This window comes from Acidovorax sp. NCPPB 3576, assembly GCF_028473605.1.
GTDB lineage: Bacteria > Pseudomonadota > Gammaproteobacteria > Burkholderiales > Burkholderiaceae_C > Paracidovorax.
Genome location: NZ_CP097267.1, coordinates 3,703,481 through 3,723,776, shown reverse-complemented (window position 1 = coordinate 3,723,776; position 20,296 = coordinate 3,703,481). Strand labels below are relative to the sequence as shown.

Annotated in this window: 20 protein-coding genes and 1 tRNA gene; 5 read left to right on the top strand and 16 right to left on the bottom strand. The window is 68.1% G+C overall.

All coding sequences use genetic code 11. The features are described from left to right. Positions 1-26 precede the first annotated feature (26 nt). Both M5C98_RS17140 and M5C98_RS17135 read left to right on the top strand, forming a co-directional pair. Positions 27-1,217, top strand: coding sequence for an ATP-binding protein (locus tag M5C98_RS17140; RefSeq protein WP_272548668.1), 1,191 nt, complete (start codon positions 27-29; stop codon positions 1,215-1,217). Positions 1,218-1,237: 20 nt separating this feature from the next. Beyond that, complete coding sequence (locus tag M5C98_RS17135; RefSeq protein WP_272548667.1) at positions 1,238-1,885, top strand: vWA domain-containing protein; 648 nt, start codon at positions 1,238-1,240, stop codon at positions 1,883-1,885. Positions 1,886-2,025: 140 nt separating this feature from the next. Here the strand turns inward: M5C98_RS17135 and M5C98_RS17130 are convergent, their stop codons facing one another. From M5C98_RS17130 to M5C98_RS17120, 3 genes are all read right to left on the bottom strand, one after another. After that, on the bottom strand, positions 2,026-2,955 hold the full coding sequence (locus M5C98_RS17130; RefSeq protein ID WP_336298481.1) for an ABC transporter substrate-binding protein: 930 nt from the start codon (positions 2,953-2,955) through the stop codon (positions 2,026-2,028). 102 nt (positions 2,956-3,057) lie between these two features. Then, the gene (locus M5C98_RS17125) at positions 3,058-3,534 is read right to left on the bottom strand and encodes a copper chaperone PCu(A)C (protein WP_272548666.1); all 477 of its coding nucleotides are present in this window, start codon (positions 3,532-3,534) and stop codon (positions 3,058-3,060) included. Positions 3,535-3,676: 142 nt separating this feature from the next. Continuing rightward, positions 3,677-4,033: a DUF2946 domain-containing protein gene (locus M5C98_RS17120; protein WP_272548665.1), complete on the bottom strand. Its 357-nt coding sequence runs from the start codon at positions 4,031-4,033 to the stop codon at positions 3,677-3,679. A gap of 279 nt (positions 4,034-4,312) precedes the next feature. On the opposite strand from M5C98_RS17120, the gene M5C98_RS17115 reads away from it, so the two are divergent. Further along, on the top strand, positions 4,313-5,398 hold the full coding sequence (locus tag M5C98_RS17115; protein ID WP_272548664.1) for an SDR family oxidoreductase: 1,086 nt from the start codon (positions 4,313-4,315) through the stop codon (positions 5,396-5,398). A gap of 57 nt (positions 5,399-5,455) precedes the next feature. Here M5C98_RS17115 and M5C98_RS17110 read toward each other — a convergent pair whose 3' ends face one another. The 7 genes from M5C98_RS17110 to M5C98_RS17080 form a co-directional block, all read right to left on the bottom strand. Further along, positions 5,456-5,872 carry a pyridoxamine 5'-phosphate oxidase family protein gene (locus M5C98_RS17110; RefSeq protein ID WP_272548663.1) on the bottom strand — a complete coding sequence of 139 codons (417 nt, stop codon included), beginning with the start codon at positions 5,870-5,872 and terminating at the stop codon, positions 5,456-5,458. Positions 5,873-5,895: 23 nt separating this feature from the next. Further along, entirely contained in the window at positions 5,896-6,111 is a 216-nt protein-coding gene (locus M5C98_RS17105) for a DUF3606 domain-containing protein (RefSeq protein WP_272548662.1), read from the bottom strand. A gap of 223 nt (positions 6,112-6,334) precedes the next feature. Continuing rightward, positions 6,335-6,410 (bottom strand) — tRNA-Lys (locus tag M5C98_RS17100). Between the two features lie 160 nt (positions 6,411-6,570). Further along, complete coding sequence (locus M5C98_RS17095; protein WP_272548661.1) at positions 6,571-7,548, bottom strand: GMP reductase; 978 nt, start codon at positions 7,546-7,548, stop codon at positions 6,571-6,573. Between the two features lie 179 nt (positions 7,549-7,727). After that, entirely contained in the window at positions 7,728-8,450 is a 723-nt protein-coding gene (locus M5C98_RS17090) for a hypothetical protein (protein WP_272548660.1), read from the bottom strand. Positions 8,451-8,541: 91 nt separating this feature from the next. Next, a complete protein-coding gene (locus tag M5C98_RS17085) occupies positions 8,542-9,567 on the bottom strand; it encodes a Bug family tripartite tricarboxylate transporter substrate binding protein (protein ID WP_272548659.1) in 1,026 nt (341 codons plus the stop codon). A gap of 96 nt (positions 9,568-9,663) precedes the next feature. Next, positions 9,664-10,860, bottom strand: coding sequence for a M20 family metallopeptidase (locus M5C98_RS17080; RefSeq protein WP_442867192.1), 1,197 nt, complete (start codon positions 10,858-10,860; stop codon positions 9,664-9,666). 149 nt (positions 10,861-11,009) lie between these two features. On the opposite strand from M5C98_RS17080, the gene M5C98_RS17075 reads away from it, so the two are divergent. After that, complete coding sequence (locus M5C98_RS17075) at positions 11,010-11,915, top strand: MurR/RpiR family transcriptional regulator (protein ID WP_272548658.1); 906 nt, start codon at positions 11,010-11,012, stop codon at positions 11,913-11,915. A 53-nt stretch (positions 11,916-11,968) separates the two neighbouring features. Next, entirely contained in the window at positions 11,969-14,431 is a 2,463-nt protein-coding gene (locus M5C98_RS17070) for a UvrD-helicase domain-containing protein (protein WP_272548657.1), read from the top strand. 138 nt (positions 14,432-14,569) lie between these two features. Here M5C98_RS17070 and M5C98_RS17065 read toward each other — a convergent pair whose 3' ends face one another. From M5C98_RS17065 to M5C98_RS17040, 6 genes are all read right to left on the bottom strand, one after another. Then, positions 14,570-15,082, bottom strand: coding sequence for a phage tail protein (locus tag M5C98_RS17065; RefSeq protein ID WP_336298507.1), 513 nt, complete (start codon positions 15,080-15,082; stop codon positions 14,570-14,572). Positions 15,083-15,108: 26 nt separating this feature from the next. Continuing rightward, positions 15,109-16,314, bottom strand: coding sequence for an ABC transporter substrate-binding protein (locus tag M5C98_RS17060; RefSeq protein ID WP_272548655.1), 1,206 nt, complete (start codon positions 16,312-16,314; stop codon positions 15,109-15,111). Beyond that, on the bottom strand, positions 16,311-17,345 hold the full coding sequence (locus M5C98_RS17055; RefSeq protein ID WP_272548654.1) for a sulfotransferase family protein: 1,035 nt from the start codon (positions 17,343-17,345) through the stop codon (positions 16,311-16,313). Before M5C98_RS17055 ends, M5C98_RS17060 begins: the two co-directional genes overlap by 4 nt. Further along, positions 17,333-18,160 (bottom strand): aspartyl/asparaginyl beta-hydroxylase domain-containing protein, encoded by an 828-nt coding sequence (locus tag M5C98_RS17050; protein ID WP_272548653.1) that lies wholly within the window; start codon positions 18,158-18,160, stop codon positions 17,333-17,335. Before M5C98_RS17050 ends, M5C98_RS17055 begins: the two co-directional genes overlap by 13 nt. After that, entirely contained in the window at positions 18,150-18,968 is an 819-nt protein-coding gene (locus M5C98_RS17045) for a hypothetical protein (RefSeq protein WP_272548652.1), read from the bottom strand. Before M5C98_RS17045 ends, M5C98_RS17050 begins: the two co-directional genes overlap by 11 nt. 148 nt (positions 18,969-19,116) lie before the next feature. Next, a complete protein-coding gene (locus M5C98_RS17040; protein ID WP_272548651.1) occupies positions 19,117-20,295 on the bottom strand; it encodes a DUF1513 domain-containing protein in 1,179 nt (392 codons plus the stop codon). Between the last annotated feature and the right edge of the window lies 1 nt (position 20,296).

The following is a 20,296-nucleotide window of genomic DNA, read 5'->3' as shown; positions in this document are numbered from 1 at the left end:
TCACATCGCATCCCATACTCCCCAGCATGTACGACGCCACCACACCCTCTTTGCCCGCGCTTTTCCCTTTCGCCGCGGTGGCCGGCCAGCCGCAGCTGTGCCAGGCGCTGCTGCTGGCGGCCATCGACCCGCAACTGGGCGGCGTGCTGATCGAGGGCCCGCGCGGCACGGCCAAATCCACTGCCGCGCGGGCACTGGCCGAGCTGATCGAAGGCGCCCCCTTCGTCACGCTGCCGCTGGGCGCATCGCTGGAACACCTGGCCGGCACGCTGGACCTGGAGCAGGCCATGGCCGGCAACGCCGTGCGCTTTGCCCCGGGACTGCTCGCGCGTGCGCATGGCGGCGTGCTGTACGTGGACGAGATCAACCTGTTGCCCGATGCGCTGGTCGATGCGCTGCTGGATGCGGCCGCCAGCGGCATCAACGTGGTGGAGCGCGACGGCATCTCGCACCGCCACGCGGCGCGCTTCGTGCTCGTGGGCACCATGAATCCGGAAGAGGGCCAGTTGCGCCCGCAGTTGCTGGACCGGCTGGGCCTGTGCGTGCGACTGGCGAATGTGGTGGAGCCGTCCGAGCGGCAAGCCATCGTGCGGTCGCGACTGGCGTTCGACATGGACCCTGAGGGCTTTCGTGCGCGCTTTGCCGATGTTCAGGCCGACCTGGCGCAGCGCCTGCGCATGGCACGGGAGCGCATTGCCCACCCCGGCGCGCTGCCCTGGCCGGATGCGGTGATGGCCGATGTCGGCCAGCGTTGCATCGCCGCCAGGGTGGATGGGCTCCGGGCTGACATCGTCATGCTGCGCGCGGCCCGCGCGCTGGCGGCATGGGAAGGGGCATCCGCCGTGCAGGCCAGCCATGTGGCGCAGGTGGCGGAATTGGTGCTGGCGCATCGCCGGCATGCGGATGGCGAGGCGCCACCGGCCCCCATGCAGAAACCGCCAATTCCTTCGAACCCACAGCAGCCCGACCGCCAGAGCGAAAGCCCTGGGCAGGGCGACGGCAAAAGCGATGACCCTGCCGACGCCGGTTCTTCCGCACGGACGGATTCGGCCATGGCAACTGCGCCATCGCCCGCGAACGGCGTTGGCGTTCCACCATCTGCCGGGTCCACGGACTGGGGCGCATTGCCGCCCGAGCCGGTGGGCACGCAGGCCTTCAAGCCCGTGCGGCCGCTGGTGCCGCGCGGCGGGCAGGACACCGCACCAAAAAAAGCCTGAGCCCCCGCCCCGGGCGTGCCATGGCGCGCCAGGGAGACCGGGGGCATGGCGATGCCCATCGCGAGCCGGGCGGCAACCGACCTGGACCCTGGGACTGGCCCCGCACCTTCGTGGCCCGGGGCGGCGCCGTCCCATTGCAAAAGAAACACCTGCGCCATCACCCCGCGCAGGCACACACCGGACGGCTGCATTGCTTCGTGCTCGACTGCTCGGCCTCCATGGTCGCAAGCGGCGGGCTGGCGCGTGCCAAGGGCGTGCTGCTGGCGCTGATGGGCGAGGCCTATCGCCACCGGGACGATGTGGCGCTGCTGTGTTTTGGCGGCAGCGGCGTGCAGTTGCGCGTACCGCCGCAACGGGCGCCCGCCTGGAGCGATGGGTGGGTGGCGCCCATCGGCGGCGGGGGCGGAACACCGCTGCTCAGCGCGGTGGCCCGGGCGGGAGAGGTGTTGCAGGGCGCGCGCGGCCGGCAAGGCTGGCTTTGGCTGCTCACCGATGCCCGCACGCGCGAGCAGCCGGACCGGCCGGCGTCGGCGCACGGGGCCTGCGTGGTGGACTTCGACGCGGCCCGCGTGCCCCTGCACCGGGCCGAGTGGCTGGCGCAGCGCTGGCAGGCTCGCTATCTGGCAGCGGATGCCTGGGCTCAATCCCAAGATGCTATTAAAAAATGAGCTTTCACCGCTGTTACATCGACACTTTCCGATAGAAAACGGGATCAATGGCAATTAATACTAGGGCATGATGCTATTGTTTTTGTAGCGACTTGCAGGCCATACAGCCTGTGCCGTCAAGGCCGCAGCATCCTTGGCGTTCACTGCGGCGGTGGGCGCCGGTCCACCGAAGCCAGGCAATCCAGGATTTCTTGCGCCGCCTCGTTGATGCGCGGGCCGGGCCGCACCATCACGTCGAAGTGCGACTCGGCAATGCGGCAAAACCGACCGCGCTGCACCGCCGCCATGGTGCCCCAGCCTGGGCGCGCTGCAATCGGCGGCGTGCCGCGGCCTTCGTTGGTGATGAGCAGGTCGGGCTCGGCCCGAACCGCGTATTCCGGGCCCAGTTTGGGAAACGCGCCCAGGCTGCCGGGCACTACGTTGCGCAGCCCCAACCGGGTCAGCGTTTCGCCGATGAACGACGCCTCGCTCGCCGCCGCCGAGCCGCCGTGCAGTTCGAAGTAAACGCGCCGGCCTTGCCACGCGGCCGGCACGCGGGCGCGGGCCTCGTCCAGCCGCACGTCGGTGCGGTGCCACAGCGCCTCGCCCGCTCCCGGCTTGCCGATGGCGTGTGCCACCGCCTCCATGTTGCGCCGCATGTCCGCATGCGTTTTGGCATCCAGCGCCAGTACCTTGATGCCCAGACTCTCCAGCCGCTCCACCACCCGGTTGCGCGGACGCACCAATACCAGGTCGGGCCGCAGCGCGACGATGCGCTCCACATGCGCATCCGCCAGGCTGCCCACCTGCGGCAACTGGCGCACCGACTCGGGCCAGTTGGAATGGCGATCCACGCCGACGAGGCGATCGCATGCGCCCAGCGCGCAGACCGTTTCGGTCAGCGACGGCTGCAGCGACACGATGCGCGCTGCCGGCCGTGGCAGCTCCACGGTCTGCTGCCGGTCGTCGGCAATGCGGATGGCAGCTTGCGCTGCGCCCGCCATCAACCAGGCCAGAAGGCACAGCGCAACGAAGGACCGATGGGCGCTGGCAAAGCGCAGGACGTGAGGGAAGCGGTGGGGCGGCATCATGGGCGAGCGCGGTATTGTGCCGGCCCCTTGTCACAGACTTGCGGATATGCGTTGAATCGGGGCAAGGCGCAGTGGGCCTGTGCACCTTGTCCCATCGGCGAATCAGTGCTTGTGTTCATCGTGGCCTGCGGGCGCCTGGCTGGCGCTCACGGCACGCGCCTGGGCCTTCACCTCCAACGATTCGCGCTTGCCGTCCTGGCCTTCGAACACGAGCGTGAGCGGCACCGTGTCGCCTTCCTTCACGGGCTTGGGCAGGTCCATCAGCATGACGTGGTAGCCACCGGGCTTGAGGTCCACGGCCTTGCCCGCAGGCAACTCGATCGCGGGCACCTCGCGCATCTTCATCACATCGCCTTCCACCTTCATCTCGTGGATTTCTGCCAATGGCGCAGCGGGCGAACTGACTGACACCAGGCGCGTGTTTTTCGCGGCGCTCAGCCGCATGAACGCGCCGGTGGCCTTCTGGTTCGGCACCGAGGCGCGCACCCAGGCGTCCTGCACGGTGACTTGGGCATGTGCGGCCGTAGCCGTCAAAAAGGCCATGGCGATGGCGAACGCGGAAAAATGTGTCTTTTGCATGAAAGCTCCTTGAATTCTGAAAGCGGATGGACGGCTTGCGCGCGCGCAGCGCATGCGTGCAGCGATCCTCCAACGGGGTAGGTAGGTAAGGGGCTAGGCGTTGGGCCGAGCGCGGCATGGCGCTGCATGGCCCGCCTGGGTTTCACGCCCGCGGTGGCGCGCGAGGGGGAAACGGCGCACCCGCTGCAGTGGTCAGCGGAGCGCGGTAGAGCGGGCCCGTGATGTGCGTCGGTACAAGCTGGGCATGGGCTTGTGCGCGGATCGAGGGCGGCGGCAGTGCGGTCGGCAGGCACAGCGGACATTCCAGGCCATGGCCCGTCGGCACGGCGGCATCCTCGCCCACGCCGGACACCACCCATCGCAGCTCACCACCGGCCGAGCACACAAATTCGATGCGTTGCGGATGGACGAACGGCGCAGCCACCGCCACGCCGAGCGACACCACGAACCACGCCAGGATCAGGCGGGCGAGGAGGCGGACGTGGCGCAGGGATTGCATGTGCACTGCATTATCGCTGGGCGCTTTTTCACGGTTGCCGGCTCAGGCATCGCGTACGGTGCGCCTGATGCGCGCATTGCGCGACAAGGCCGGATCGCACGCGCTCTATTTCAGCCCGGCGGGGACAGAGCCGTCCCCGAGAGAGCGCCTTCATCCGGACGGCGCGTTTTCCGACGCGGCCCCCACCTGGCGTGCACGCAGCCTCGTGCGTCTTCGGCAGCCGGCATGTCCCGCCATGGGGCGCCGCGCTGCGATCCGCCACATGCCAGGAGCTTCTTCATGCCCACTTCTCCCACCTCCAGAACCAAGCCCGAAACCGGCGTGCCCGCTGCAGGCAAAGCCCAGCACAAAGGCAGCCCTGCGCAGACGACTGATACCGAAGCCGTCGCGCGCAAACAGGTGCGAATCCAAAACGAGCAGGATGCGAAGGACCAGGCCACTCCATCCAAATCTGCAGCCCCATCCAGGAAAGCCGCAAGCAAGACCGCGGCACCCGGCGCCGGCCGCGCCGCCCCGGCGCCGCCCATGCCAGCGCAGCATTTGGAAAAGCCTGGCCTCGAAGCCGACATGGAACTGGCTCCCCAATTCGAGGCCCCCAAATACCAGGGCAGCGGCAAGCTCGAAGGCTTTTCCACCATCGTCACGGGCGGGGATTCCGGCATCGGCCGCGCAGTGGCCGTGCTGTTTGCCCGTGAAGGGGCCGATGTGGCCATCGTGTACCTCAACGAGCATGAAGACGCCGAAATCACGCGCCAGCATGTCGAGAAAGAAGGGCGCCGCTGTGTGCTGATTCCGGGCGATGTGAAAAGCGCCGCCTTCTGCCAAAGGGCCGTGCGCAAGACCGTTTCCACGTTCGGCAAGCTGGATGTGCTGGTCAACAACGCCGCCTTTCAGGAGCATGCGGAATCGCTGGCGGACCTGACCGAAGAGCGGTTCGACGAAACGTTCAAGACCAATGTCTATGGCTACTTCCACATGGCCCAGGCCGCGTTGCCGCACCTCAAGCGCGGGGCGGCCATCATCAACACCGGGTCGGTCACCGGGCTGCGCGGCAGCAAGGAACTACTGGACTACTCCGCCACCAAGGGCGCGATCCATGCGTTCACGAAGGCATTGGCGAGCAACCTGGCCGAAGCGGGTGTGCGCGTCAATGCAGTGGCGCCCGGCCCTGTGTGGACGCCCCTGAATCCCGCCGACCGGAGCGAAGAGAGCATCGCGCAATTCGGCAGCAAGACAGAGTTGGGCCGTCCTGCGCAACCGGAAGAGATTTCTCCGGCCTATGTGTTCCTGGCGTCGCCCGTGTGCTCCAGCTATATCACTGGCATCGTGCTGCCCATCACGGGCACGGCGGGCGACGGGGGGTGACCCCTGTCCCGGCGGCGTGCTGCCGTGCGGCGCAGATGCCCCATCGCATCTGCGCCGTCACACGGTGATGTCGCCGTCGTCCTCGCCATCCCAGTAATGGATGCGGGAAGCATGCACCCGGATCATGATGAGTCCGCGGGTCTCGATGCCATCCTTGAACCAATGGTCCAGGTCAGGCGTCCAGTGATCGGCGAAGGTGGCGCGGTCTCGCACCAGTTCGGCGTTTCCTTGTACCGCCACCATGAAAGCCTTGGCTCCCTGGAAGGCCAGTGACACCTGCGGGGAGCGCTCTATGTCTGCCACCATGCGCGACTGCTCCCAGGTGAAGTAGCAGGAGGTGCCGTCGTAGTCGACTTCCCGGTTGTTGCTCATGGGCCGGCCGGCAATGGTGCCGCCGTCGGTGTGGGTGGACAGCATCGCGATGTCGATGTCGCGCATCTTCTCGGCCAGATCGGCCAGGGTCTTTTGGGACATGGGTGGTTGCTCCCGGCGGTTGATCAGCGATCAGCGCCGAGCTGTTCCACGCGGTCATCGTTGGTGATGCTGCGTGAACCCTTGAGGTGCATTTCCACATCGGCGGCCTTGTCGCCGACAGCCGCCACGGCCTCTTTCAATTGCAGCTCGCTCACTGCGAGTTTGTCGGCCCATTGGGTGACGAGGGCTGCGTCGTTGACATCGATGCGATCGGGTTGCACACCTGGGGCTTGGTTCATGTCGGTCTCCTGAAGGAAAGAAGGGGGAGACATGAACCTAAGGCGCGCCCAGGGACGGCTGCTGTAGGCAGAACGCGCCCACTGCAGGAGGGATTGCCCGACAGGACCTCGGGTCGCGCGCATCGAAAGGGGGCATTGCTGCGACGAAGCAGATCGCGGAAATGCAAAAAGCCGGCGCTATGTTCGATAGCGTCGGCTTTTTTTGCCTTGCGGCTTGTATAAGTGGTGGGTCCTGAGTGACTCGAACACTCGACCTACGGATTAAGAGTCCGCTGCTCTACCAACTGAGCTAAGAACCCACTTTTTTAAAAGTTGCCTGCATTGCTGCAGAGCCTCGAATTATGCACCAAGATTTGTGGCGTCTGCAAGTGCGGCAGAAAAATTTGCCGTTGCCGGGTCGGTGTTTCATCCAAGCCGCGGCCCATTCGAACCGCCGTGGCCGGCGGTCCAGGCCGCACGTCACATCAGCAAATGCTCGCCCGCATTGTCCCCGCCCAGGATCACGTAGTTCACCTTGCGGATATCCATGAGTTTTCGGCCGCCGGAGTAGCTGATCGAGCTTTGCACGTCCTGCTCCATCTCCACCAGCGTGCTGGCCAGCGTGCCCTTGATGGGCTGGAGGATGCGCTTGCCCTCCACGTGCTTGTACTCGCCCTTGTTGAAGTCGCTGGCCGAGCCGTAGTATTCCTTGAATAAGGCGCCATCCACTTCCACCGTCTTGCCGGGGGATTCTTCATGGCCAGCGAACAGCGAGCCGATCATGACCATGGTCGCGCCGAAGCGGATGCTCTTGGCGATGTCGCCATGGTCGCGGATGCCGCCGTCCGCGATGATGGGCCGGGTGGCCACGCGCGCGCACCATTTGAGCGCCGACAGTTGCCAGCCGCCGGTGCCGAACCCGGTCTTGAGCTTGGTGATGCACACCTTGCCCGGGCCGATGCCCACCTTGGTCGCGTCGGCGCCCCAGTTTTCCAGGTCGATGATGGCCTCCGGCGTGCCGACGTTGCCTGCGATGACGAACGCGCCCGGCAGCTTGTCCTTGAGGTAGCCGATCATGTTTTTCACGGTATCGGCATGGCCGTGGGCGATGTCGATGGTGATGTACTCGGGCACCAGGCCGGCGGCCGCCAGTCGGTCCACGGTGTCGTAGTCGGGCTGCTTCACGCCGAGCGAGATCGAGGCGAAGCACCCCGCTGCATGCATGTCGCGCACGAACTGCACGTTGTCCAGGTCGAAGCGGTGCATGACGTAGAAGTAGCCGCTCTCTGCCATCCAGCGGCAGATTTTCTCGTCCACCACCGTTTTCATGTTGGCCGGCACCACGGGTAGGCGGAAGCTGCGCTGGCCCAGCGTCACGCTGGCGTCGCACTCGGAGCGGCTTTCCACGCGGCATTTGCGCGGCAGCAGCAGGACGTTGTCGTAGTCGAAGATTTCCATCAGATTTCCAAGCTCCATTGAAGGACGCGGCGGAAGGATTTCCGCCACGGTGGGCGCTTGGCTTGCTGACCGGCTTTGCGGGTGCCGCCGCAATGGATGGCACCGGACCCTGCTGTGCGCAGGCACAAAAAAACCGGGCGTCAAGAAACTTGGGCCCGGTGACTGATTCTACCCGCCGCTCAAGACCCTGGTGCGCAACGGGACTGCGCCGCGGCCACGATGCGGCCCTGCGCATCCTGTAGCCAGCCCGCGACGAACAGGCGATCGGTGTTGGCCCCTTCCGGAGCACGCATGGATCGGTTCTCCATCCAGGATGGTTGCTCCTTTTTTGATAGCGATATGCCGGCGTTCCAATTGCCCTGTAGGGCATTTCGAACCACATGGCGCTCGATGGGCGTGCCTGCGGTGCCCGCCGGCACCCGTTCCACCAGCACCAGCGTGTACGCGTAACTGCCGGCCGCCAGCGGCTGGCGGGGCGCGGGCTGAAAGGCGATGCCGGTGCCGAGGTAGTCGTTCATCGCCAGGCCGTTCGCCACGCGCAGCCGGCCGGGCAGGGGCTGCACTTGGGCCGTGTGGGTATCCGAGAAGCGCGGCACGCTGCGGCCCAGGTCCTGCAGGCGCTGCAGTGCATCGCGCGTGGCGGCGGCGGACAGCGGCGCGTCGTCTTCCAGGCTACCGGGCACGATCCAGTCGAGCACCAGAGCGCTCGCGCCAGGCGCGTGCGAAGGCGGTCCGGCCCAGCAGGATTCGCAGTCCGCGTTGATGAAGCGTTCGTACAGCGCGACGGGCTGGGCCACGCCGTCGCTGGAACAGGACGCCTGTGCCTGTGCGAGCAGCGGGGCACAACCGAGAGCGGCCAGCAGGGACAGGGCAGGCAGGGATGGAAGGTGTTGTGGGCGCATGGGCAGGCAGCGTGGGGCGGCAGTGGTGTTGCGCGCCATGTTCCCACAGATGCGCCGGGCTCGGGCCGATGGCTGGCCGCGCAGCAATAGCCTACTCGGGCTTGACGTTGGCGCGGCGCACCACGTCGCCGTAGGCCACCAGGCGCTCGGCCATCATCTTCTCGAAGCCGGCCGGTGACATGTCCTCCGGCGCGATCACGCCGCGGCCACGCAGGTTCTCCAGCATGGAGGGCTCCGTGGCCGCCGTGCGGATGGCCTTGTGCAGCGTGGACACGATGGCGGGCGGCGTGTTGGCGGGCGCGGCGATGCCGGTCCAGGACGTCTGGTTGAGCGGGGCCTGGCCCAGTTCGGCAAAGGTGGGCACGTCGGGCAGTTGCGGCAGGCGCTGGGGCGACGCCACGGCCAGCGCGCGCAGCTTGCCGGCCTGGATGTGCGGCAGAAAGATGACCAGGTTGTCGAGCGTGAACTGCACCTCGTTGGCCAGCACGGCGGTGATGAGCGGCGAACCCCCGCGGTAGGGCACGTGCACGGCCTGGGTGCCGATGGCCAGTTGCATCATTTCCACATTGAGCTGTCCCATGCTGCCGGCACCGGCGCTGCAGAAGTTGAGCTGGCCCGGGCGCTGCCTGGCGTAGGCGACGAACTCTGCGAAGGTCTTCACCGGCAGGCTGGGGTGCACGACGAGCACGTTGGGCTGGCGGCCCAGGATGGCGATGTTGTCGAAGTCCTTGATGGGGTCGTAGCCCAGGTTGGGCTGCACGAGCGGATTGGCCAGGTGGCTGCTTTGCGAGGAGACCACGAGCGTGTAGCCGTCGGCCTTGGAGCGGGCCACGAACTGCGCCCCGATCGATCCGCCCGCGCCGGGCTTGTTGTCAATCACCATGGGCACGCCCAGGATGCGGCCGAGCGGCTCGGCGTATTGCCGCGCCATCACGTCCACCGAGCCGCCGGGCGGGAAGGGCACGACGAGCGTGATCGGGCGCGCGGGGTAGGTCTCTGCCGCCCGGCTGGCCACGGCGGGCAGGCCGGCCAGGCCCAGCCCGAGGCTGGAGGCCAGTATCTGGCGGCGGGTCAGTTGGCGGGCGTCGGTCGAGGAAGGGGCGGTGCGAAAAGTCATGGCATTGGCAAGGGCAAATGAAAAGGCAAACGGTGAAAACAGGGCAAGGCCATGGCGTGGCGCGCCGCCAGCGGCGCGGCCTGGCCTGGCCTGCCGTCAGCCCAGCGCCAGCAGGGTGAGGGCCAGCGCCTGGGCCCGCGGCACGAAGGTGGTCAGGTCGCAGAACTCGCGCTCGCTGTGGGCGTATCCGCCCACCGGGCCCAGCGCGCACAGCGATGGGATGCCCATCGACGAGGTGATGCCGCTGTCGGCGGCCCCGCCGGTGAATTCGCCCTCGACCGCGAAGCCGACCTGCGCCGCGCTGCGCTGGTAGGCGGCCAGCAGGTCGGCCGGGGTTTTGGCCATGGGCAGCGTGCCCGTCTGCTCCACGATGCGGCCACTGGTGCGGGGCAGCGATTCTTCTTCGATCACCGCGCGGATGCGGTCCAGCACGGCCTCGAGGTCGTTCTCGGCCGTGTAGCGCAGGTCCAGATGGGCCCGCGCCAGCGGCGCGACCACGTTGGAAGCCATGCCGCCCTGGATGAAGCCGACGTTGAGCGTCACGCCCGGCTCGCAGCCGTTGAGCGCATGCAGCGCCACGGTCTTGCGCGCCAGGGCCTCGATGGCGCTGGCCCCTTGCGCGGGGTTGATGCCCGCATGCGCGGCCACGCCCTGCACCTCGAAATCGATACGGTACGAGCCCTTGCGCTCGACCACCACGTTGCCGGTGATGCGGCCGGGCTCGGCGTTGAGCACGGCGCGCGCGCCCTGGGAGATTTCGCGGATCACCGTTCGGCAGGCGGGCGAGCCGACCTCTTCGTCGCACGAGAAGAACAGGTGCACGGGCGAGGCGTTGCCGCCGAACCGGGCCAGTGCCTCGGCCACGAAGACGTTCATGACCAGGCCGGATTTCATGTCCGCCACGCCGGGCCCGTAAGCCTTGCCGGCTTCCACCCGCCAGGGGCGCTCTGCCGCCGTGCCCAAGGGGAACACCGTGTCCATGTGGCCCATGAGCTGCAGGTGGCCCGCGGCCGCCGGGTTGCTGCCCGGAATGCGGGCCAGCAGGCATTCGCCCCAGCCCGGCTGCGGCAGGGTTTGCACAGCGATGCCGGCCGCCTCCAGGCGCCCGCGCAGCAGGGCCGCGACCTGCTGCACGCCCGCCACATGGCCGCTGCCGCTGTCGGTGTCCACGACCTGCCGCAGCAGGTCGAACATGGCGCTCTCCTGCGAGGCGAGCCACTCCAGGACGGGTTGTGCGCCGGGTGGCAGGGCGGGGCCGGCGGCGGGAGGTGCGGTTTCGATGGCGGTGATCATGCGGGTGGACCGGTGGCGTGAATGAAATGAATATTTCAATAATCATATATTCATGAAACAGTCATTGCAATGTGGTGGCGACGTGCGATCGATCCGGGGCTGCGCTGCATTACGCTCGCCCATCCCCGTCGATTTCCCCCATCCCTGCCATGCTCCTGACCGAACGGCTCGTACTCCACGCCCCCACCCTCACGGCCAGCGAACGTGCGCTGGCGGACGACCTGCAGCGCCACTACCCCGATGGCTTGCTCGACTCGGCCAGCGCCATGGCCGCGCGCGCGGGCACCAGCGCCTCCACCGTGGTGCGCCTGTTCGCCAAGCTGGGCTATGCCAGCCTGGCCGAGGTGCGCCGCGAAGCCCGCAGCGAGGTGACCGTGCTGTTGCAGACACCCGCACAGCGCACGCGCGCCACCATCGGCAGCGACCGCACCCTGGCCGAGTGCGTGGACGATGCGCTGCTGCACGACCAGCACAACCTCACGGCTACGCGGCAGGGGCTGGACATGGGCGTTTTCGAATCGGTGGTGAACGCGATCAGCGGGTGCACCGGGCGCGTCTTCGTGATGGCAGAGAAGAACAGCGTGCCCGTGTCCTCCTACCTCACCACCCACCTGAACATGTGCCGCCCGCAGGTGCTGGAACTGGGCGCGGGCGCGCCCTTCGCGGTGGACCGGCTGCTGTGGACCGAGCCGCAGGACGTGCTGCTGGTGTTCACCATCCGCCGCTATTCCAACGGCGCGCTGCTGGCCGCGCAGCATTTCCGGCAGCAGGGCTGCACCGTGATCGCCATCACCGACAGCGCGGCAGCGCCCATCGTGGCCTGCGCCCACCACAGCCTGCTGGTGGGCACGGCGAACGCGTCCCCTTTCGACTCCTATACCGCCGCGTTCTTCCTGTGCAACGCGCTGGTGTCCGCCGTGGCGCAGCAGCGGCATGGCGAGGTGGCGCAGACCCTGCAGCGCCGCGACGCGCTGTGGAAGGACTTCGAAGCCGACGCGGTGGACGGCCTGCGCCGCATGTCGCCGCTGCCGGCCCGCCCGCGCAGCGAGGGGTAGCGCCGAGCAGCCCCACGGCGGGGGCTGCCGGTGGAGGTTCCTACAATGGCGGTATGCTCCCACACGACCTGTTTTCCGGCGCGCCAGCGCCTTTCGGTGCTGGCGACGCCGGCCCCGCGCCGCAGTCCGATGCCGCCTCCCCCCTGTTGCAGAACCTGAACGACGAGCAACTGGCCGCGGTCACGCTGCCCGCCGGGCATGCCCTGATCCTCGCGGGCGCGGGCTCGGGCAAGACCCGGGTGCTCACCACCCGCATCGCCTGGCTGCTGCAAAACGGCTACGCCACGCCCGGCGGCATCCTGGCCGTCACCTTCACCAACAAGGCCGCCAAGGAGATGGTCCTGCGCCTGTCGGCCATGCTGCCGGTGAACGTGCGCGGCATGTGGATCGGCACCTTCCACGGGTTGTGCAACCGGTTGCTGCGCGCGCATTACAAGCTGGCCGGCCTGCCTCAGGCCTTCCAGATCCTGGACACGCAGGACCAGCTTTCGGCCGTCAAGCGGCTGTGCAAGCAGTTCAACATCGACGAGGAGCGCTTTCCACCGAAGCAGGTGCAGTACTTCATCAGCGGCTGCAAGGAAGAGGGCCTGCGCCCGGGCGACGTGGACGCGCGCGATGCCGATGCCCGCAAGAAGGTCGAGCTGTACCAGCTGTACGAAGAGCAGTGCCAGCGCGAGGGCGTGGTCGATTTCGGCGAGCTGATGCTGCGCAGCTACGAACTGCTGCGCGACAACGACCCGGTGCGCGCGCATTACCAGCGGCGCTTCCAGCACATCCTGGTGGACGAGTTCCAGGACACCAACAAGCTGCAGTACGCCTGGCTCAAGCAGCTCGCGGGCGATGTGGCGGACGGCCAGTTCCAGGCGCGCGGCAGCGTGATCGCCGTGGGCGACGACGACCAGAGCATCTACGCCTTCCGCGGTGCGCGCGTGGGCAACATGGCCGACTTCGTGCGCGAGTTCGACGTGCAGCGCCAGATCAAGCTGGAGCAGAACTACCGCAGCTACAGCAACATCCTCGATTCGGCCAACGCCCTCATCAGCCACAACAGCAAGCGCCTGGGCAAGAACCTGCGCACCACGCAGGGGCCGGGCGAGCCGGTGCGCGTGTTCGAAGCCGCCACCGACCTGGCCGAGGCGCAGTGGATGGTCGAGGAAATCCGCCAGCTCGTGCGCAGCGATGGTTTCGAGCGCAAGGAAGTGGCCGTGCTGTACCGCAGCAATGCGCAGAGCCGGGTGATCGAGTCGGCCCTGTTCAATTCCGCGGTGCCCTACCGCGTGTACGGCGGCCTGCGGTTCTTCGAGCGGGCCGAGGTCAAGCACGCGCTGGCCTACCTGCGCGTGCTGGAGAACCCGCACGACGACACGAGCTTTCTTCGCGTCGTCAACTTCCCCCCGCGTGGCATCGGCGCGCGCACGGTCGAGGTGCTGCAGGACGCGGCGCGCAGCGCGGGCTGTTCGCTGCACGATGCCGTCACGGCGGTGCCGGGCAAGGCCGGCGCCAACCTGGGCAGCTTCGTCGCCCTGGTCGATGTGCTGCGCGAGCAGACGCAGGGCATGACCCTGCGCGGCATCATCGAGCAGATGCTGGAATCGAGCGGCCTGCTGGAGCACTTCCGCTCCGAAAAGGAAGGCGCCGACCGCATCGAAAACTTGCAGGAACTGGTGAACGCGGCCGAGAGCTTCGTCACGCAGGAAGGCTTCGGGCGCGACGCCATCGCGCTGCCGGTGGACGAGCACGGCACGCTGCTCACGCAAAGCCCGGTGAGCCAGGGCCTGGACCCCTCGCTGCCGACGACCGGCGAGCCCCTGCCCGGTGGTGTGGCGGGCATCGTGGACACCGATACCGGCGAGACGCTCTCGCCCCTGGTCGCCTTCCTGACGCACGCGGCCCTGGAGGCCGGCGACAACCAAGCCCAGGCCGGCCAGGACGCCGTTCAGTTGATGACCGTGCACGCCTCCAAGGGCCTCGAATTCGACGCCGTGTTCATTGGCGGCATGGAAGAGGGCCTGTTCCCCCACGAGAACGCCATGAGCGACCGCGAGGGGCTGGAGGAAGAGCGGCGCCTGATGTACGTGGCCATCACCCGCGCCCGAAAGCGCCTGTACCTGAGCCATTCGCAGACGCGGCTGCTGCATGGGCAGACGCGCTACAACGTCAAGAGCCGCTTCTTCGACGAACTGCCCGAGGCCGCGCTGAAATGGATCACGCCCAAGCAGCAGGGGTTTGGCACGTTTGCTCCTAATTCAGGAGCTGGCGGTGCATATGGATCTAGCGCGAGAGGCGGATTTGGCTCCAGGTCGGAATCGTTCGCCAGCCCGCCGGTTCCGGTGCAGAAGGCCGCGCCATCGCACGGGCTGCGCGTGGGGCTGGGGGTGTTTCACACCAAGTTCGGCGAGGGCAAGGTGCTGGCGCTGGAAGGCACCGGGGACGATGCGCGCGCGCAAGTGAACTTTCCCCGGCATGGCACCAAGTGGCTGGCGCTCTCGGTGGCCAAGCTGACCGTGGTGGATTGACAGTGGGCGGCGCGACGGCCGCGCCGGCGCGGTTTTTGCAGGTCCTGCGCCACGGGTGCCGGGAAGGGCGCTATCAGGCGTTCCCGTCCGGCCATCGAGGACGGCGCCAGGGCACGCGCCCCTGCCGCAGGCCCGCCGTCAATTGCGCTGAGGAAAAATGCCTTGCAGCGCGATGATGTAGCTGATCGCCAGGTAGGGCTGCATGTTCGGGTGGGGCTGGTTGCCGCCCTGGGATCCGATGGCTGCAGGCCCCAGGGTGGAGGCGGGCGCCTGGTCCGAAAAGTTGTTGCCTCGCCGGTCCGGCGTCGCCAGGTAGTTGCCTGAAGGGCTGGGCTGGTTGCCCACGTCCGGGCTGTGCACATTCACCGAATGGTTGTGGGCTGGCAACTGGGTGACATTGAGTGTCACCTGCTCCGTACCCCCTGTTTCGCCCCAGCTTCTCGGGGACGTGGCGCCAGTGTTCGAGCCATAACCGATGGGCACGCGGCCTCGCAGGTCGGGCAACGCGAACGTGGCCTGCCCATCGCCGCCGTAAGTGGTACCCAGGATGGAGAAAAGAGCGGCATTCTGAGCGATGGACATGATCTGACCGTTGCAGAAGGCCCAACCTCTGGGCGCGAAGCTGCCGGCAAACAAAGCGATCTGGCCCATGAAGGGTTGTGACATAGGTGCCTTCTTTAAGTAATGAGATAGGGAGAGGACCAGCCGCTTTCCGGTGTGCGATGCCGGATGGCCGCAGCGGTCTGGATGGCAGCGGACTCCGGTGACGGGATGGCGATCGCGTTGCCCTGCGCATGCAGCCAGTGCGGGCCGTTGCTCTCCTGGGTGGCGGCGTCGTAGCGCCGGGTGCCGCGGGCCTGGGTGGTCTGGGCGCTGTGCAAGGCGGACAGGCGCTCTGCGTCGCCACTCGCCGCCAAAACTGCGGCGATGCGCTGGCCAGCTTCGAAGCCCAGCAGGGCCGCGCCGGTAAAACGCATTCCCTGTTGGCGGCAGGCGGCTGCCACGGCGGCACAAGCGGCCCCCGGGTCTTCCCACGAGGCCACGGAAGGCAGAAATGCCGGTGCGGCAGGGTCGCTGCCGTGCCCATGGCTGAAACGGCTGCCCAGCAGCGGGTATTGCGTGTGCAACCCGGCCCGCTGGTAGGCTGCATGAAAGCGCTCTGCCTGTGCGCCCGAGTACAGCGCCAGCACGAAGTCGGGGCGTGCGCCCTTCACGGCTGACAGCAGCCCGGCGAATTCGGCCGATCCATCGGGCAGGCCCGAGACGTGGGTCGCGGCGACCCGGCCACCTGCCGCTCCGAAGGCTTTGCGGAACTCGACGGGAAAGTCGTAGCCGCTTTCCAGAAAGCCCGTGCAGACCACGGCCCGCGTGCCCCAGCGGCGGGGCGCAAGCTGGCCCAGCAGGGCGGTCGATTGCCACAGCTCCAGCGTGTGGTTCACGATCCAGGGCGTGGTGCGTCCAATGGCAGGGGCCTTGTCGGCGCCGGTGTCGCTGGCGAGCAATGGAATGCCGCGCTGCTGCGCATCGTCCCGCAACTCCAGGGCGGAACGCAGCGGAATCCATCCGGCCAGCATGTCCAGCGCGCCGTCTTGCAGCGCCGCGCGGGCCTGGCGCACGGCAGGGCCTGGATTCTGCTGGTATGGCAGCGGCACCCAGCTGGGCGCAGGCAGGTCCTGTGCGGCGAATGCGGACTCCAGCCCGAGGGTGAATTCCGCGGCCAGCGTGGGGTAGCGCGCCGAGGTGGGCTGGAACACGCCCACCTGCGCAGCGCGGCGTGCCGGGGCCGGCACGATGGCCGCTGCGGCGGGGAGCGCCAGGGCGGCCGCGGCTGTCCCGGACGAGCCCAGAAAATGGCGGCGGCGAAGAAAGGGCAGGTGGGTCATGGTGTTAGGAGCGCCAAGTCGGCCGCCGGTGGGTGGGCCGCCTGCGCGTGGCGCAGCCGCTCCAGTTGCTCGTAGTGGGGCGTGATCCATTGCTCGGCCAGGGCGCGCAGCGTGGCGTCGGCCTGGGCATGCTTGTCCCTCGAGTCGGGAATGAAGGGCATGCCGGGGTGCTTGGCGTGCAGCGAAAACGTCGCGGCCATGCGGTCCTGCGCGGGAGCGTCCAGGGCCGTGCCGAAATGCGCGGCCACCGGCCCTGCGATGGCCGAGTGCAAACTGCGGTACTCCACCAGCAGGCTGCGGCCAGGCCGGTGCAGCCGCACCATGTCGGCATACATCGCGCCCAGGCAGCGCGCGCAATATTCCATGGCAGGCATGTAGAACGCTTCCTGCAGCGGCACGCCGGCCAGTTCCATGCCCAGGGCGCCGGGAATCAGGTACAGCGCGCGCTGCTGCATCTGCGAGACCATCACCTCCACCGGGTCGCGGTACACGAACACCCAGGGCACGGTGGGCCAGATCGCATCGATCTGCTCTGCGTACGTGGTGGCCCAGCAATCGATCTTGACCACCAGGTGCTGGCGCGGCGTATCGTGTCTCGGCAGGTGGGGCTGGCCCCAGGCGCTCATCAAGGCCCGCGCGGTGTCGGGCACCTGCGCGGCCGGCAGGCCGGGCAGCGCGAAAGCGGAACGCATGAGGTTGTCCAGCACGGGCGGCTCGGACAGCACGACATGGTCCGGCAGCGCGGCGAACGCCTGGGAAACGAGGGTGGAGCCGCAGCGCGACACATGAAAGACGATGCCCGAGGGCTGCAGGCCCGGCGACGCCTGGGCCCAGGCCAGCAGGTCGGCCAGCGGCGTCTGCCGGCGAAAGGCCTGGTGGAACGGGTGCTGCAGCGCGCGCTGCACGCCGTCGGTGAAAAACGGGGCGCGCAGCGTGCCGTTGTCCACGCGCAGCCAGTCCACGCACAGCTCGCCGTGGTCGTCCTGGTAGATGCGGATGGGCGCCCATCCGGCAAAGTTCAAAGCACCCATTGCTGCATCCATGCGCGTCGGCCGGCAGCCATCGCGCTGAGGACTTCCGCTGCGTGGAAGCCGAATCCGCAGGACTGTCCCAGTTGTTGCGCCGCCTGCGCGAAGCCGTTGGGTGTGCCGTTGGCCAGCAGGCGCTCCTGCAGGTCCGGGTGTTGGTAAACGTGTTGCTGGAACTGCGCGAACTGCCAGGCCGGATCGGCCTCGGGCGCATGGGGCATGCCGGAATCCGCCTCGGCCAGGGCCGCGTGCAGCCATGCATTGGCCACGCAATCGATCACGAGGTGGATGCGTGCCTGCGGCGAGCGGTTGACCACCCGGTGCGGTTGGGAAAAGTCGGCATACCACCACTCCCCTGTTCGCATGGGAATGCGGTGGCCCCGCACGTGAAAGAACACGTCCTCGTGGGTCTGCAGTGGCAGGTGCAGCCGTGCTTCTCCATCGCGCAGGTTGATGTGGGAGTCCGAGTGCTCAAGGATCTCGCCGCCGGGCACCAGGCGCAGCAGGCGGACGGCTTTGTGCTCGCAGGGGATGGATTCGATCAGCTCGCGCAGCGCCGGGCACCGGTCCAGCAGCGCCGTGTCGCGGTACAGGGCGACAGCGTATTCGCCTGGGCTCTCAGCGATGGGGGACTGCGGCGCGGCGCGCAGGGCCGAGGCATGCCAGCCGCCGTTGTGTTGGCCGGAGTTGAAATGCGGCGCCCAGTCGGCATCGCCCAGGTCCAGCACCTCGGCCAGCGCGCGCTGCACATTGGGCATGCCCGGCAGCCGGCAGGCCACCGACACCGGCGCCGCCACGGGGTTCAGGCTATTTGGCACAGATCGCGTAGGCCGTGCAGCTTTGAAGGTTGGACGACCGGAACGTGTTCAGCGCCCGCACCGTCCAACCCAAGTTGGTGCCTCCACAGTTGGCGATGGGATGGCTTTCGGAGACCGTCACCGCCGCATCGTCCGGCGCGGTCTGGCCGGTGCTGGCCTGGTGGCCGCCGCCCACGACTTTCTCGTCGGCATTGCAGCACGCCGAGACGGTGCAGGATTCGGCATTGACCGGGTTCATCGTGGTCGTGCGGATGGTGACGGCCGACGACACCGTGCCTGCCGGGCCGACCGAGCCGGTGGGGCCCAGAAGGCCCTGAGCGCCGGTAGCGCCTGTCGCTCCCGTCGCGCCGGTGGCACCTACGCCCGTGGCTCCGACGGGGCCCTGCGCACCGGTTGCCCCCGTGGCCCCGGTCGCGCCCGTGGCGCCTGCCGTGCCGGTCGCCCCGGTCGGGCCCGCCGCTCCGGTGGCGCCCGTGCTGCCTGCCGGCCCGGTGGGGCCCATCGCGCCCGTGGCACCGGTCGCGCCCGTCGGGCCCGCCAGCGACGCACAAGGGCCGAGGGCGCCGCCTGCGCCGTAGCACAGATGGCTGCCCTGCGCGGGCGTGGTGGACAGGGCGGGCAGGGTGACCACGCCCGAGGCCTCGTCCACGCGCAGCCGTGCCTGGCTCTTGTCGGTGTTGGTGACCGTGAAGCCCCCGTTGGGAGGCGGTGCCAGCACGATGTCAGCTGCCAGGGCGGCGTGGCCATGCATGGCACCCACCAGTAGAGCGGCAATCAGGCGTTTGCGCGGCGGACGAAGAAAAGGCATGGGCACTCCGTATGAACCGACGGAGTGTAAGGAGAAGCACGGGTTTTACGAGGTTTTTGTAATGCTTCTCATCAATTTCCTTAATGTGTTTCGTGGCGTAACAAGATTGTGGTGCGAAATGGTGCGAAATGGCAGCAAATGGCAGGGTTTACCCTGCCAGATACCAGTGGTTGTCCACCCGTGCCTTCGCCAGCTCGCTGCGGTGTGCATGGGTGCGGGGTGCGGCGCTGCGGGCATCTTCGAGCGTGTGGTTGAGTCCTGCGGCCCAGAGCGCGGTGCCTTGCACGGCCAGCGCGCAGACCTCGGGCAGCGCCACCAGCCGCTGCCATTCGCCCTGGGCACCGAAGGTGGCGATGCCCTGGGCACGGGGGCAACTCACGGCCCAGCCGCCGGGCGTGGCGGCGATGCTGCCTCCATACCCCTGCAGGCCGCCCGGCAGGTGGGTGGGCGCAGGCGCGGCGGTGCGCAGTGCCGTGCCATCGAAAAGCGCCAGCACGGGGGCGGCCTGCCGCAACGGCTGTGCGCTGTGTTCGGCCTGAAGAGCGATGCCCAGCACCGTGCCTTCTGGGTTCCAGGCCAGGTGCCGCAGGCTCAGCCGCTGATCGTCCAGGCGCCATTGGCCCAGCACTTCGCCAGTGCGGCCGTGCAGCCGCACGATGGACGAGTCCATGGTCTCCAGCGCGCGCTTCACGCGGCCGGTTTCCGGCGCGGTGGGGACGCCGCCGTTGGCGACCAGCAGCGTCGGAACTCCGCCGGCTGGATTGCGGTGGTCCCAGATGAGCTCATGCGCGTCGATGCCTTGCGTGGGCCACTCTTGCAGCGTGTCCAGCTTGTCCGCGCTGCGCTGCACGACAAAGCTCTGCCCGGTGTCGGCATCGGTTTCGGTGGAGTACAGCAGGCGTCCGTCCGGCGATGCGATCACGTGGCCGTTGAACGAGCGCGTGCCGTCCGACCACTGCCAGACCGGTTCGCGCGGGGTGCCCGGCCACCACCGCACCAGCCAGTCGCCGGGGCGGCGCGACGCGGCCACGATGCTGCCGTCCGCCAGCGGGCACAGGCCATGGGCACGGGTGGGAATGTCCAGCGAGTGCACGGCACGCAGCGGTGCGTCCTGGCCGGGCCGGGCTTGCAGCACACCGATGCGGTAGCCGCCGTCTTCCTGCTGCCATGCTGCTGCCAGGCGCAGCGAGCCCGTTGCGGCGGCCGGGCCGGCCCAGGCGGCGGCCAGCGGCACGGCCAGCCCCAGGCCTGCGCCGAGCCGCAGCGCCTGCCGGCGCGACAGCGGGGCCGAGGCGGCAGGGATGCGTTCGGGTCGCTTGGCTTGCATG